A 14,117-nucleotide genomic window follows, 5' to 3' on the forward strand; every position below is an offset into this window, starting at 1 on the left:
CGGTCCTGGTGATGTCTGTTAGATAGCACGGCGTTATCGTCGAGAAGCTCAGTAGCTCACGACCACATTGCCCAGGGGCTTGCTGCAGCAGGAGAGGATATAGCCCTCGGCCTCGTCTTCTTCGGTGATGCCGCCGTTGTGCTCCATCTCCACCCGCCCCGACGTCAGTGGAACGCGGCAGGTACCGCAGATGCCCATGCCGCAGGCCTTGGGGATATGCAGCCCCAGCTTGGCGGCGGCGTTGTGGACCGTCTCGCCCGGCTGGATGCGAACGCTTTTCCCGGTGGTGGAGAACTCGACGCTGATCATTTCGGCGACGTCCAGCTCCTCGGCCTCGGCTTCGGCTTGCTCGGCCAGCTCCAGCACCTCCTCCTGCACGTCCACCGGCGTGGCCCCGAAGGACTCCTCGTGGTAGCGGCTCATGTCGAACCCGCTGTTCTGGAGCAGGTTCTTGACGGCGTTCATATAGGGGGTGGGGCCGCAGCAGAAGATCTCGCGATCCATGAAGTCAGGGGTCATCAGTTCCAGCATGGCCTGGCTCAGGTAGCCGCGGAAGCCCGACCAGGCCTCGCCCAGTTCGTCGCTGCGCTCGCAGATAATGTGCAGCTTGAATTCGGGGATTCGCGAGAACATATGCGCCAGCTCGCGGTGGAAGATGATGTCCTGGGGGGTGCGGGCGCTGTGCACGAACTCCAGGTCCACCGCGGCATTGGTATCGAAGAACCAGCGCGCCATGGACATCAGCGGCGTAATGCCCACGCCGCCGGATAGCATCAGGATCTTCTCCGCCGGGTAGTCGATGGCATTGAAGTTACCCACCGGGCCATGTACCGCCAGCTCGTCATTGACCTTGAGGTGGTCGTGGAGCCAGTTGGAGACCTTGCCGCCCGGCATCCGCTTGACGGTGATCGAGAAGCTGTAGGGCACCGAGGGGGAGCTGGAGATGGTGTAGGAGCGCATCACCTGCTCGCCGTCGATCTCCAGCTCCAGGGTCACGAACTGCCCCGGCTTGAAGAAGAAGAGCACCGGCTGTTCGGCCATGAAGCAGAAGGTGCGTACGTCCCAGGTCTCCTGAATCACCTTGACGCAGCGCACCAGGTGGCGGCCGTTGGTCCAGGTCTGGGTGGTGACGGGATTGAGGAAGCTGGTTGTCATTGTCGATTCGCCTGGCTGCACCATGGGGGCTATCTCCGACCGCGGTGCCACCGCCTGCCGTTGAGCGAATTCTGCGCCAATGCATAGCGTCACCACATGCCTGTTTACGACGCGGGCATATCCATGGGGTCCAGCGGGTAGGCGAGACGTGGTGCCTAGCGTCGCCAGCGTATCGTCCGGCGTCGCTGCCAGGCAATTGTCTTCTGAAGCTCTGCTCCACACTCGCCGAAAATCAGGAACGCGCCGTTGCAGCGCGTCCCCTTCCCAACCGCTGACGACACCCACAATCAACAATGACTCGGCGTGCCCTGCCGCCTGTAATGAGGAAGTGCCCCATGGAATCCAAGTCCATCGCTCGTCTGGATGATCCCCTGGCCCCCGCCCGGGAAGCCACCGCGGAGATGCTGCGCAGCCGTCAGCGCCACTTCTCGCTGCCCCAGCCTTTTTATAACGATGAGCGTCTCTTCGCGCTGGACATGCAGGAGATCTTCGGCAAGGAGTGGCTATTCGCCGGCATGACCAGCGAGATTCCCGCCAAGGGCCACTACATGACCGTGGCGATCGGCGACAACCCGGTGATCCTGGTGCGCGGCAACGACGGCCAGGTGCACGGCTTCCACAACGTCTGTCGCCACCGCGGCTCCCGACTCTGCGTCAGTGAGAAGGGCAAGGTCGCCAAGCTGGTCTGCCCCTACCATCAGTGGACCTACGAGCTGGACGGCCGCCTGCTGTTCGCCGGCGCTGACATGGGCGAGAACTTCGACCTGACTCAGTACGGCCTGAAACCCGTACAGGTGAAGACCGGGGGCGGCTTTATCTTCATCAGTCTGGCCGACGAGCCCCCGGCCATCGACGACTTCCTGGAAAGCCTGGATCACTACCTCGAACCCTACGATATGGAGAACACCAAGGTGGCGGTGGAGTCCTCCATCGTCGAGCAGGCCAACTGGAAGCTGGTGATCGAGAACAATCGGGAGTGCTACCACTGCAACGGCTCCCATCCGGAGCTGCTCAACTCCCTGCAGGAGTTCGACGACACCGACGACCCCCGCGCCACTCCCGCCTACAAGGCTCTGGTGGCCAAGAAGCAGGCCGACTGGGACGCCCAGCGGGTGCCCTGGCAGCTCGCGCGCTTCGGCAAGCGCAACCGCCTGACCCGCACCCCCCTGCTCGATGGCACGGTCTCCATGACCCTGGACGGCAAGCCGGCCTGCCAGAAGTTGATGGGGCGGATCGAGAGCGCCGATCTGGGTTCGCTGCGTATCCTCCATCTGCCCAACTCCTGGAACCACTTCATGGGCGATCACGCCGTCGTCTTCCGGGTGCTGCCGCTGGGCCCCCAGGAGACCCTGGTCACCACCAAGTGGCTGGTGCACAAGGATGCCGAGGAGGGGGTCGACTACCACACCGAGACCCTGCGCCGGGTGTGGGACGCCACCAACGACCAGGACCGCCGCCTGGCCGAGGAGAATCAGCGCGGTATCAACTCCCAGGCCTACGAGCCGGGTCCCTACTCTGAGACCTACGAGTTCGGGGTGATCGATTTCATCGACTGGTACGGCGAGCGGATGCTGGAGAACCTGGGTCACAGCGCCCCGCACCTCAAGGTGGTGCAGGGCTGAGCAACGCCCCTGCTGTCCGTCGACGGCAGGGGCGTCCATCATCCGGGAGCCCCGACTACCGCAGATGGGTGTCCAGCGCCGTCCTGACCGACGGCAGCAGCACCTCGCGCTTCTCCTCTAGCTCACGCAGCAGTTCATCGAGGCCGGGCACCTCTCCCTCGGCCCGGCAGCGCCGCGCCAGCCGCGCACAGGTATTGGGACTGGCCCCTTCGGGGATATGGATGCCCAGTGCCGTCAGCCGTTGACGGAAGTCGTCACCGTCGATCAACTCGGCAATCATCATCGTAAGGTCCTCCAGCGGTGGGTCGCGGCGCCGGCAATCGGCGCCGCGGCGATCAGGCCGATTCGGCTCTGCTGAGCCGGCAGGCGGCTACTTTTAAGCGGCCACGCTGCCGTGGGGATCGATACCCCGAATTAGCTGGCCGCGCCGCCTGTTGGCGCCAGCCGCGGCCAGCTCGGGCGGCTCCTTAAGCGGCCACGCTGCCGTGGGGATCGATGACGAATTTCTTGGCGGCTCCCCCATCGAAGTCGGCGTAGCCCTGGGGGGCCTGATCCAGCGAGATCAGCTGGACGTTGACCGCATCGGCGATCTTCACCTTGTTGAACAGGATCGCCTGCATCAGCGGGCGGTGGTACTGCATCACCGGGCACTGGCCGGTGTGGAAGGAGTGGGACTTGGCCCAGCCGAGGCCGAAGCGCATGCTCAGCGCGCCCTGCTTGGCGGCGTCGTCGGCCGCCCCCGGGTCCTCGGTGACGTAGAGCCCCGGGATGCCGATCTGGCCGCCGGCGCGGGTCAGCTGCATGGCCGAGTTGAGCACCGTGGCCGGCGCCTCCTTGCCGTGGTTGCAGCCGCAGGCATGGGCCTCGAAGCCGACGCAGTCGACGAAGCAGTCGACTTCCCGCTCGCCGAGGATCACCTCGAGCCGGTCGGCCATGTCGCCCTCCTGGGTCAGGTCGAGGGTCTCGCAGCCGAAGCTGCGCGCCTGGGCCAGGCGCTCCTCGATCATGTCGCCGACGATCACGCAGGCCGCCCCCAGCAGCTGGGCCGAGACCGCCGCCGCCAGGCCCACCGGCCCCGCGCCGGCGATATAGACGGTGCTGCCCGGGCCGACCCCGGCGGTGACGCAGCCGTGGAAGCCGGTGGGGAAGATGTCGGAGAGCAGGGTGAGGTCCTTGATCTTCTCCATGGCCTGGTCGGCGTCCGGGAACTTCAGCAGGTTGAAGTCGGCGTAGGGCACCATGACGTACTCGGTCTGGCCGCCGCCCCAGCCGCCCATGTCCACGTAGCCGTAGGCCGCGCCGGGGCGCGCCGGATTGACGTTGAGGCAGATGCCGGTGCGGCCCTCCTTGCAGTTGCGGCAGCGCCCGCAGGCGATATTGAAGGGCACCGAGACCAGATCGCCCGGCTTGATGAATTCGACGTCGCGACCGGCTTCGATCACCAGGCCGGTGATCTCGTGGCCCAGTACCAGGCCAGAGGGCGCGGTGGTGCGGCCGCGGACCATGTGCTGGTCGCTGCCGCAGATATTGGTGGTGACCACCTTGAGAATCACGCCGTGGTCGCATTTGCGATTGCCCAGCGCCAGTTCGGGGTAGGGGATGGCTTCGACGTCGACCTTGCCCGGGCCCTTGTAGACGACGCCGCGATTGGCTGCACTCATGGCTGGCTCCTTATGCGTTGTTCTCATGTCCCGACGGCGGCCGGGAAGCTGACTGGCCTGTCGCCAGTGAGTCAGCCTAGTCCCGTCCCCCCACCGCAGGCGTGCTCCACAGAGACATCCGGATGTCCATTCGAGACATCCCTTGCCTTTCAGGAGCTGTCGGATATTTCCGGGTCGCTCTCACGACATTGCTCGCATCCGACGGGCCCAAGAATGCCGGGGCCGCGGTGTGTCGCCACACCCGGCCACCGAGCAGGACACCAATAACAACCCCGAGGAACCCCCATGACCCGAGATGACGACCCGGTCCTGTCGCCGGGGCAGGACAACACCCAGGTGCTGGGCCTGGACTTCCACAATCCCGTCTTTCCCCTCTCTGCACTGGCCATCCTGGCCTTCATCCTCTACGCCCTGGTCTATCCCGATGCCGCCAGCAGCCATTTGGGCACCGCCCGCGGCTGGTCCATCGAGCACTTCGACTGGCTGTTCATGATCGCCGGCAACTTCTTCGTGCTCCTCTGCCTGATGCTGATCGTGCTGCCGCTGGGCAAGGTTCGCCTGGGGGGTGCCCAGGCTCGATCGGAGTATTCCCGGCTCTCCTGGTTCGCCATGCTCTTCGCCGCCGGCATGGGCATCGGCCTGATGTTCTGGAGCGTCGCGGAGCCGGTGGCCTACTACACCGACTGGTACGGCACGCCCCTGAATGCCGCCGCCGGCACCGCCGAGGGCGCCAGCGCCGCCATGGGAGCGACCCTGTTCCACTGGGGGCTGCACCCCTGGGCGATCTACGGCGTGGTGGGGCTGTCGCTGGCCTTCTTCGTCTATAACCGCGGCCTGCCGCTGACGCTGCGCTCCGCCTTCACACCCCTGCTGGGTGAGCATACCCGGGGCTGGATCGGCCATACCGTCGATATCCTGGCGGTGCTGGCTACTATCTTCGGCCTGGCCACCTCCCTGGGCTTCGGCGCCTCCCAGGCCGCCGGCGGCCTGACCTATCTGTTCGATATTCCCAATACCCTGGGCACCCAGATCGCGATTATCGTGCTGGTCACCGCCGTGGCGCTGTTCTCGGTCTGGCGCGGCATCGACGGCGGCGTGAAGCTCTTCTCCAACATCAACATGGTGATCGCCCTGGTCCTGCTGCTGTTCGTGGTGATCACCGGTGGCACCCTGCTGTTCATCAACGGCCTGGCCACCACCACCCTGGATTACGTGGCCCATATCGTGCCGCTCTCCAACTGGGTCGGCCGCGACGATACCACCTGGTACCACGGCTGGACGGTGTTCTACTGGGCCTGGTGGATCTCCTGGTCACCCTTCGTCGGCATGTTCATCGCCCGGGTCTCCCGGGGTCGCACCGTGCGTGAGTTCCTCACCGCCGTGCTGGTGGTGCCGACCCTGGTCACCATCGTCTGGATGAGCGCCTTCGGCGGCACCGCCCTGCGCCAGTCGGCGGCCGGGGTCGGCGAGCTGGCGAACGGCATCGGCGACGTCTCCCTGGCGATGTTTCAGATGCTCGAACAGCTGCCGCTGACCACCCTCACGTCCTCCCTGGCGATCCTGCTGGTGCTGATCTTCTTCATCACCTCCTCGGATTCGGGATCCCTGGTGATCGACAAGATCACCGCCGGCGGCAAGACCGATGCGCCCAAGGGTCAGCGGGTCTTCTGGGCCACCCTGGTCGGGGTGATCGCCGGGGTGCTCCTCTACGGCGGCGGCAGCACCGCACTCGGCGCCCTGCAGGCCGGTGCCGTGGCCACCGGCCTGCCCTTCACCCTGGTGCTGCTGGTGATGGCCTTCAGCCTGGTCAAGGGCCTGCGCGAGGAACAGCTGGACCTGGCCCTGGCCGGCGCGCGCTGAGACCACTCCTGATTCTCTCTACCCCGGCTTCGGCCGGGTTTTTTTTGCTGGCGTCCCAAGCGACTTCAGTCCCTATCCAGGCGCGGGGCATTACCGAAAAGTCGGCCTGGTTTCAATGATCCAGATCAATTTTTCCGCTGTACCGTCTTGGGCAGGAGAGAACCCTATCTCGATGCGACCTTTGGAAAAGCAGGGGCGACATCCTCGAATTCGGCGCGAACAGGGCGTGTGCTAGCTTGCTGGTCGTAAGGAGATATTGATTCCTTTTTTTCAATTATAATCGAGTATTTTTACTTAATTGTTGTCATTAAATGGCTGAATCGCCCAATTTTGCGCCATGGGCATGGCATTTGACCGCTGCCGGCGCCGGAGATAAACAGAGCAGGCCAACCACAACAATCGAGAGAGCCTGTCATGACATTCGAGCGCCGCAAGGGAGCCACGCTCCCCGTCGTCACCGCCCTGTCAGCCGCCCTGCTGCTGGGGGCTTCCTTCTCCGCCAGTGCCACTACCCTGCGCCTGGCCACCGACTCCGGGACCAAGGGCTCGCCCGCCGGCGATGCCTTGGAGCGCTGGGCGCAGCTGATCGAGGAGAAGTCCGACGGCGAGATCCAGGTCAATGTCTTCTTCCAGAACGAGCTGGGCGGGCAGCAGGAGGTCTTCGATCTGCTGGTATCGGGCGATGTCCACATGATGCTCAACTGGCCGATGACTTCCTACGATCGGCGCATCGGGGTGATCTACACCCCCTACATGACCCTCTCCTGGGACGAAGCTTTCGACGCCTACAGCCCGGGCGGCTGGGTCAACGAGCTGCTCGGCGATATCTACGCTGATATCGGCTTGAAGTTCTTCGGGCCCTGGCCGGAAGGCTTCAACGGCGTGGCGTCCCGGGGAAAATACGCCCTGACCATGGAAGAGACCGGCGACCTGATGGTGCGCACCATGACGGTCTTCCCCGCCCCCCAGACCATGCAGGCGCTGGGCTATCGCACCGCCGCCATTGACTGGGGCGAGGTCTACACCGCCCTGCAGACCGGCGTGGTGGATGGCGAGGCCGGCAACGTCATCTATTGGCCCTACGAATATTTCCGCGACATCCTCGACTATTACGTCCACACCAAGCACTTCTTCATGACCGGCATCCTGACCATGAACCTGGATGTCTACGAGTCGCTTCCCGAGGCGCACCAGCAGGTGGTGGCCGAGGCGGCCGAGGAGATCATGAACCAGCAATTCGTGGCTGCCCAGGAGCAGGATGAGTACTACATCGCCAAGGCCCAGGCCGATGGCATGCAGTACTTCGAGCTTGCCGATGATCAACTGCGTGAGTTCGCCCAGCGAGCCCGGGAAGAGGTCTGGCCGCTGATGGCGCGCGAGCTCGGCGAGGAGATCGTCGAGGTGATTCGCGCCAACGCCTCGCCGCTGTAACCGTTCCGCGTCGCCGTTGTCCCGACAGGCCCCCGGTGGGGGTGGTCTGTCGGGACACGACGTTCTGTCCCGGGTGACCGGGCAAGGCATCACGGGGATACCAAGGGGGAGCAATGAACGGGTTTTGGTCGAAGCTGGATCGGGTGATCGGCGGGGTGCTCGACCTCGTTGCCTTTACCGCCAGCCTGCTGGTGGTCGGGCTGATGATCTTCTTGATCCTGGCGCGCTATGTATTTGGCTGGTCGCTGGTCGGCACCCTGGAGCTGGTCATGCTGGCCGGCATGTGGCTCTACATGAGCGGGGCCTTGATCGCCAGTCGGCGTAACGAGCATCTGGTGGTGGATTTCCTCGAACTGCAGATCCGCGATTCCCGCACCCGGGCCGTGCACAGGCTGCTGGTCGCCTGCATCGTGGCGGTGATTAGTGCCTGCTTCGTCTACTGGGCCTATCGCATGCTCGCCTGGGGTATGGTGCGGCCGCAGCGCACCCCGGAGCTGGGTATTCCGCTGTGGATCTCACAGGCCTCCATCATGGTCGCGAGCATCGGCTGCTTCTGCTATGCGCTGCGCGATATCGTCGCCGCGCTGCGGCAATTCTGCACGAACGGCGCCGACGCGCCCCTGGTCAGTGAAGGAGAAGGCTGATGGCGGGTCTATTCGCGATCGGGCTGCTGGTAGTGCTGATGGGGCTGGGGGTGCCGATCGCCTGGTCCTTCGCCGGGGTGCTGGCCTATCTGGCGCTGGTCTATGACGCTAATTTCAATACCCTGATGATGCAGGGCTTCCGCTCGGTGGACTCGGTGATCCTCATCGCCCTGCCGCTCTTCGTGCTGACCGGCTATCTGATGCAGAGCGGCGGCATCGCGGCACGCCTGGTGGTGTTCATCGAGACCCTGGTGGGGCGCCGGCGCGGCGGCATGGGGGCCTCCCTGGTATTGGCCTCGGGAATCTTCGGGGCGATTGCTGGCACCGCCACCGCGGCGGTGGCCTCCATCGGCACCATCATGGTCGGCCCGCTGGAGCAGCGCGGCTACCCACGGGGCTACTCCTCGGCCCTGCTGGGCATCTCCTCGCTGCTGGGGATCCTGATCCCGCCCTCCATCACCATGATCCTCTTCGCGGTGGTGACCCGCCAGTCGGTGGCCGCGCTCTTCGCCGCCACCGTGGGGCCGGCGCTGCTGCTGATCGTCGGCCTGATCCTGGTCAATCGCTTTGCCTGCGGGCGCCTCTTCCAGGAGGTGGCGGGGCAAGGGGGGCTCAGCGGTACCAAGCCGGTGTCGCGAACCCGGGCGAGTCTCAACGCCTTCCCGGCGCTCTGCCTGCCGGTGATCATCCTCGGCGGCATCTACGGTGGGGTCTTCACGCCCACCGAGGCGGCGGCGGTGGCGGCCTTCGCGGCCATCGTCGTGGGCTTCCTGATCTACCGGGACCAGACCCTCAAGGGCTTCTACCGCAGCGTGATCGCCGCCTCGGAGACCACCGGCTCGATCATCCTGATCCTGCTCTTCTCCTTCATGATCGGGCGGATCCTGGCCGCCGAGCGGGTGCCCCAGGAGCTCACCGAGCTGATCACCCTGCTGATCAGCGACCCGCTGCTGATCCTGATCGCGGTGAACGCCTTCCTGATCCTGGCCGGAGCCATGCTCGACGACGTCTCGGTGACCGTGGTGATCGCGCCGCTGTTCCTGCCGCTGATGGTGGAGACCGGGGTGCACCCGGTGCACTACGCCTCCATCGTCGCCTGCTCGGTGGTGATCGGCGCCAACAGCCCGCCGGTGGCGCCGATCCTCTACATGGCCTGTCGCATCGGCCGGGTCTCCATCCACAAGACCTTCTCGCCGGCGCTGATGCTGATCGCCGTGGTGGGCATCCCGGTGATGCTGATCACCACCTTCGTGCCGGAGCTCTCGCTGTTCCTGCCGCGCCAGCTGGGCTTTATCCGCTAGGAGGAGCGGCTCTTCTCTTCGAGTGGCACGCCTGCCGCGGGGTGGTCCCGCGGCAGGCGCCATTGCGTCACCAGACTTCCCGCTTCCAGATGTCGAGCCGGCTGCTCGTTTAGGCTCTGTCCGAAAAGTCGGCGAGCGAAGGCCAGACAAGGCAAAAATCGGCGAAAAGACGGAGTTTACGGGGTGTAAATGAGTACTTTGAGCCGATTTTTAACGCCGTATGGTCGAGCGCAGCCAGTTTTCAGACAGAGCCTAGGGCAGGGTGGTCGCGAGCGCGACGTGACTCGCCAGACGCAAAACCCCGGCCGGGGCCGGGGTTGCGGGGTGGGGGAGTGAGTAGGGAGTAGCAGAAGGGCAACGCCTATCTCAGCACCCCCTCCTCGTTGAGCAGCTTGAGGATCGCCTCGGCGCCCTGCTCGGCGGACACCCCCTCCAGCACCTGGCCGCTGCCGCCCTCCGCCTTGGCGGCGGCGGCCTTGAAGCGGTCCCGGGCCGAGGCGGCCTTGACGATCTTGAGTCGCTTGGGGCGCTTGCGGGCCGGGGCCAGCTGCCACTCGGCCAGCTCCCGGTCCGGCTCGGCGGACACCGGCGTCGCCGCCAGCTCGCCCCGGCGGGCCGGGCCGAAGGCGCTCTGGCGGGCCGCCGGCGCCGCCCCATCCACGCTGACGATGGCCGGCAGGCGTACCTTCAAGCGCCGCCGCTGACCCCGGGGCAGGGCCTGGAGCAGGGTCGCCACGCCGTTCTCGATCGCTTCCACTTCGGCCAGGCCGTTGACCAGGGGCCAGCCCAGGCGCTCGGCCAGGGCATAGGGCAAGAGTCCCGAGCCCTCGCCGCGCTCCGCCCGGGCGCCGGTGACCACCAGCTGCGGCGGCGCCGCGGCCAGGTGCTCGGACAGGGCCGGGATGGCATCGCTGCCCTCGGCCTGCTCCAGCAGGGTCAGGGTATCGAGCCCCATCCCCAGGTAGCCGCGCAGCGCCGCTTCGCTCTCCTCGCTACGCGGGCCGGCATGCAAGAGGCTGACCCGGCTGCCGGGCAGCCGGCGCTCCAGGCCCAGGGCCAGCTCCAGGCCCCGGGCATCCTGATCGGCGTGCCGCGCGCGCCCGGTGATGGGGTGACGCCCCACCGAGACCAGTACCGCCACCTCGATTCCCTGCTGCTCAGGCCGCATCGCGCTGCCCTCCTCGCTGCTGTTCCACCATGGCCACCAGGGCGGCGAGGATCTCGGCGCTATCGCCGATCACCGCCAGGTCGGCGCGCTTGATCATGTCGCATCCCGGGTCGAGGTTGATGGCCACCACCTTGTCGCAGGTCTGGATACCCTGCAGGTGCTGAATGGCGCCACTGATGCCCACCGCCAGGTAGACCCGGGCGGTGACCCAGGTACCGGTGGCCCCCACCTGGCGGTCGCGGGCCATGAAGCCGTCGTCCACCGCCACCCGGGAAGCGCCTTCCGTCGCTCCCAGGACCTTGGCGGCATGGTGGAAGCCCTCCCAGTCCTTGACGCCGTTGCCGCCGGAGACAATGAACTCCGCCTCGGCCAGCGCCACCCCGGCGGGGTCCACCGCCACCTGGCCCAGGTCCTCGATTCGCGAGAAGGCGCTGGGGATCGTCTCCGCCAGGCTCAGCGGCTCGGCGGCGTGACGGGTCTCGTCCACCGGCTCGGCGCACTCGGCCAGCGCCAGGGCGACCCGGGGCAGGGGACGCTGGATATCCAGGCGCTCCGCCGCGCCACGGGCGGTGCAGCGCCAGCCCAGCGGCGCCTCGCTATCGGCCTCGAGCTGCCAGACCCCGGTGGCGGGGCGCTCGCCCAGGCGCAGCGCCAGGCGCCGCCCCAGGTCGGCCCCGCCCAGGGGCGAGTCGGGGAGCAGCCAGTGGCGCGGCGCCAGCTCCCGCTCCACGGCGGTGAGCGCCGCCAGCCGCGCCTCGGGGCCGAAGCCGGCGTAGGCGTCGTCCTCGAGGTGCAGCAGCCGATCGATGCCCGCCTCGCCAAACGCTTCCTCCTTGTGCTCGCCGAACACCACCGCCAGCACCGCGCCGGGGCGTTCCGGATCGGCATCCGCCAGGCGCCTGGCCAGGCCCAGCAGGTCCTTGTCATGGCTGGAGAGGCGACCGCCGGAGAGCTCCGGCACCACCGCCACCAGGAAGGCGGGCGCCTCGATGGTGACCGCGCGGCGGCTATCCTGGGCCGCCTGGCGGCTCGCGCTCCCCGCCTGGCCGCCCTGCTGGGCGCCGCTGCGGTCGATGCGCTTGACGCCATTGGGGCCGATAAAGCCGATGGCATGGGGGTTCTTGCGAATCACCCCGTTGGGGCCCATCCACTCTACCGCGGCAGCCCCCTCTCCCAGTTCAGCCAGCGCGCTGGCGTGCTCGGGGTGCAGACGGTTACGGGCGATCCACTCGCGGCGTGGATCGCGACGACGAATCTCGCTCATGCGCTCACCTCCTCGGCAACGGCGTGCCCCCTGCGGGACTGGGTCTTGGCGTCGGCGGGGACAACCAGAGCGTCGGCCACCAGCTCGGCGATATCGCGCACCTCGGCGGGGCCGTCCACCACGCCCTCGAGCATGGCGGTGCACTGGGGACAGCCCACCGCCACCAGCTCGGCGCCGGTCTCCTTGACGTCGTTCATGCGCATATCGGGAATCCGCCGCTCGCCGGGAACATCGGTGATGGGGGCCCCGCCGCCGCCGCCGCAGCAGCGCGAGCGGAAGCCGGAACGTTCCATCTCCTTGACCTCGATCCCCAGCGCCGCCAGCACGCTGCGCGGCGCCTTATACTCGCCGTTGTAGCGGCCCAGGTAGCAGGGGTCGTGGTAGGTGACGCTGCCGCCCTTCCAGTTCGCCAGCTCGAGGCGCCCGGCCTCCAGGAGCTCGGCGATATAGGTGCTGTGGTGTCGGACGTCGTACACGCCTCCCAGCTCGCCGTACTCGTTGCCGAGCACATGGAAGCTGTGGGGGTCGCAGGTGACGATATGCTGGAAGCGGTACTTGGACAGGGTGGCGATATTGCGTTTGGCCAGCGACTGGAAGGTCGCCTCGTCGCCCAGGCGCCGCGCCACGTCGCCGCTGTCGCGCTCCTCGTTGCCGAGCACCGCGAAGTCGACCCCCGCCGCGCGCAGCACCTTCACCAGCGACCTGAGCGTCCTTTGATTGCGCATATCGAAGGCGCCATCGCCGAGCCACAGGAGGACATCGACCTGCTTCAGTTCGGCGATTATCGGCAGCTCGAGGTCCGCCGCCCAGTGCAGCCGGGAGCCGGGTTCGAAGCCGCCGGGGTTGTCGGTAGCGATCAGGTTGTCGAGCACCTCGGCGCCCTTGCCCGGGGTCTGGCCCCGTTCCAGGGTCAGGTGGCGACGCATGTCGACGATGGCGTCCACGTGCTCGATCATCATCGGGCACTCTTCCACGCAGGCGCGGCAGGTGGTGCAGGACCAGAGGGTCTCGGCATCCACCAGGGCGGTGCCTTCCCGCGCCACAATGGGCCCTTGGGGGGAGCCAAAGTGTTCGCCCACGGGTTTTCCGGGGTAGGGAGAGCCGGCATAGTTGGCATCGCTGCCCCCGGCCAGGCCCACCACCATGTCCTGGATCAGCTTCTTGGGGTTGAGGGGCTGGCCGGCGGCGAAGGCCGGACAGACCGCCTCGCAGCGACCGCACTGCACGCAGGCGTCGAAGCCCAGCAGCTGGTTCCAGGTGAAGTCGGCGGGCTTCTCGACGCCCAGCGGCGCCGACTCGTCCTCCAGGTCCAGCGCCTTGAGGCCGGTGGAGCGGCCACTGCCCCCCTTCTTCGTGGAAAAGCGCTCGGGGCGACGATGGAAGGCCAGGTGCAGGGCGCCGGCGAAGGCGTGCTTCATGGGTCCGCCCCAGGTCATGCCGAAGACCGTCTCGCCCAGGCCCCAGATCACCAGGCCCGCCAGCAGCAGCGCCACCAGCCAGTGCCCGAAGTCGGCGGGTAGGATGCCGACCGCGGGCAGGGTGATCAGGAAGACGCCGACCGAGAAGGCCATCAGGCTCTTCGGCAGGCGCATCCAGGGCCCCCTGGAGAGGCGCGCCGGCGGGTTGCGGCGGCGCCGCGCCACGAACAGGCTACCCACGAACATGGCGGCGCTGGTCGCCAGCAGCGGCCAGCCCAGCACGCCCCCCAGTGCTTCTGAAGAGCCCAGCCCCAGGCCATGCACCAGGATCATCAGCACGGCGGCGGCCACGAAGCCGCCGGCGGTGGCCACGTGGGTATTGGACATCACCTTGTCGCGCTCCACCACATGGTGCAGGTCCACTAGGTAGCGGCGGGGCAGGGCGGCCAGGCCCTTGAACAGCGGCACGGCGGCGGGGCGCCCCTGACGCCACAGGCGGATACGGCGTACGGCACCGATCGCCGCCAGGCCCAGGGCGGCGAAGATCAATATCGGCAGCAGAGTCTCGAGCATCTCGGCTTCCTCGATGAAAA

11 protein-coding genes are annotated in these 14,117 nt (G+C 66.9%); 5 read left to right on the plus strand and 6 right to left on the minus strand.

The annotated features are described in order from the left end of the window. Positions 1-48: 48 nt before the first annotated feature. The gene (locus ACZIYR_RS01170) at positions 49-1,155 is read right to left on the minus strand and encodes an FAD-binding oxidoreductase (protein WP_483527936.1); all 1,107 of its coding nucleotides are present in this window, start codon (positions 1,153-1,155) and stop codon (positions 49-51) included. 335 nt (positions 1,156-1,490) lie between these two features. On the opposite strand from ACZIYR_RS01170, the gene ACZIYR_RS01175 reads away from it, so the two are divergent. Further along, the gene (locus ACZIYR_RS01175; protein ID WP_483527937.1) at positions 1,491-2,777 is read left to right on the plus strand and encodes an aromatic ring-hydroxylating oxygenase subunit alpha; all 1,287 of its coding nucleotides are present in this window, start codon (positions 1,491-1,493) and stop codon (positions 2,775-2,777) included. 55 nt (positions 2,778-2,832) lie between these two features. Here the strand turns inward: ACZIYR_RS01175 and ACZIYR_RS01180 are convergent, their stop codons facing one another. Together ACZIYR_RS01180 and fdhA are read right to left on the minus strand one after the other, a co-directional pair. Next, positions 2,833-3,060, minus strand: a complete 228-nt coding sequence (locus tag ACZIYR_RS01180) for a hypothetical protein (protein WP_483527938.1) — start codon at positions 3,058-3,060, stop codon at positions 2,833-2,835. Positions 3,061-3,244: 184 nt separating this feature from the next. Then, positions 3,245-4,438: a formaldehyde dehydrogenase, glutathione-independent gene (gene fdhA / locus ACZIYR_RS01185; protein WP_483527939.1), complete on the minus strand. Its 1,194-nt coding sequence runs from the start codon at positions 4,436-4,438 to the stop codon at positions 3,245-3,247. 285 nt (positions 4,439-4,723) lie between these two features. Between fdhA and ACZIYR_RS01190 the strand changes: the two genes are divergently transcribed. The 4 genes from ACZIYR_RS01190 (at position 4,724) to ACZIYR_RS01205 (ending at position 9,674) form a co-directional block, all read left to right on the plus strand. Beyond that, complete coding sequence (locus ACZIYR_RS01190) at positions 4,724-6,298, plus strand: BCCT family transporter (RefSeq protein ID WP_483527940.1); 1,575 nt, start codon at positions 4,724-4,726, stop codon at positions 6,296-6,298. A 414-nt stretch (positions 6,299-6,712) separates the two neighbouring features. After that, complete coding sequence (gene dctP, locus ACZIYR_RS01195; RefSeq protein ID WP_483527941.1) at positions 6,713-7,729, plus strand: TRAP transporter substrate-binding protein DctP; 1,017 nt, start codon at positions 6,713-6,715, stop codon at positions 7,727-7,729. Positions 7,730-7,842: 113 nt separating this feature from the next. After that, positions 7,843-8,373 (plus strand): TRAP transporter small permease, encoded by a 531-nt coding sequence (locus ACZIYR_RS01200; protein ID WP_483527942.1) that lies wholly within the window; start codon positions 7,843-7,845, stop codon positions 8,371-8,373. Next, complete coding sequence (locus ACZIYR_RS01205) at positions 8,373-9,674, plus strand: TRAP transporter large permease (protein WP_483527943.1); 1,302 nt, start codon at positions 8,373-8,375, stop codon at positions 9,672-9,674. Before ACZIYR_RS01200 ends, ACZIYR_RS01205 begins: the two co-directional genes overlap by 1 nt. 361 nt (positions 9,675-10,035) lie before the next feature. Here ACZIYR_RS01205 and etfB read toward each other — a convergent pair whose 3' ends face one another. The 3 genes from etfB to ACZIYR_RS01220 are packed head-to-tail and all read right to left on the minus strand — an operon-like array spanning position 10,036 to position 14,097. Then, positions 10,036-10,842 carry an electron transfer flavoprotein subunit beta gene (gene etfB, locus ACZIYR_RS01210; RefSeq protein WP_483527944.1) on the minus strand — a complete coding sequence of 269 codons (807 nt, stop codon included), beginning with the start codon at positions 10,840-10,842 and terminating at the stop codon, positions 10,036-10,038. Beyond that, positions 10,832-12,106 carry an electron transfer flavoprotein subunit alpha gene (etfA, locus tag ACZIYR_RS01215; protein ID WP_483527945.1) on the minus strand — a complete coding sequence of 425 codons (1,275 nt, stop codon included), beginning with the start codon at positions 12,104-12,106 and terminating at the stop codon, positions 10,832-10,834. The genes etfB and etfA overlap by 11 nt, the downstream gene beginning before the upstream one ends. Further along, the gene (locus ACZIYR_RS01220; protein WP_483527946.1) at positions 12,103-14,097 is read right to left on the minus strand and encodes a (Fe-S)-binding protein; all 1,995 of its coding nucleotides are present in this window, start codon (positions 14,095-14,097) and stop codon (positions 12,103-12,105) included. Before ACZIYR_RS01220 ends, etfA begins: the two co-directional genes overlap by 4 nt. Between the last annotated feature and the right edge of the window lie 20 nt (positions 14,098-14,117).

The sequence above is a fragment of the Billgrantia sp. NRB1 genome (assembly GCF_056921725.1).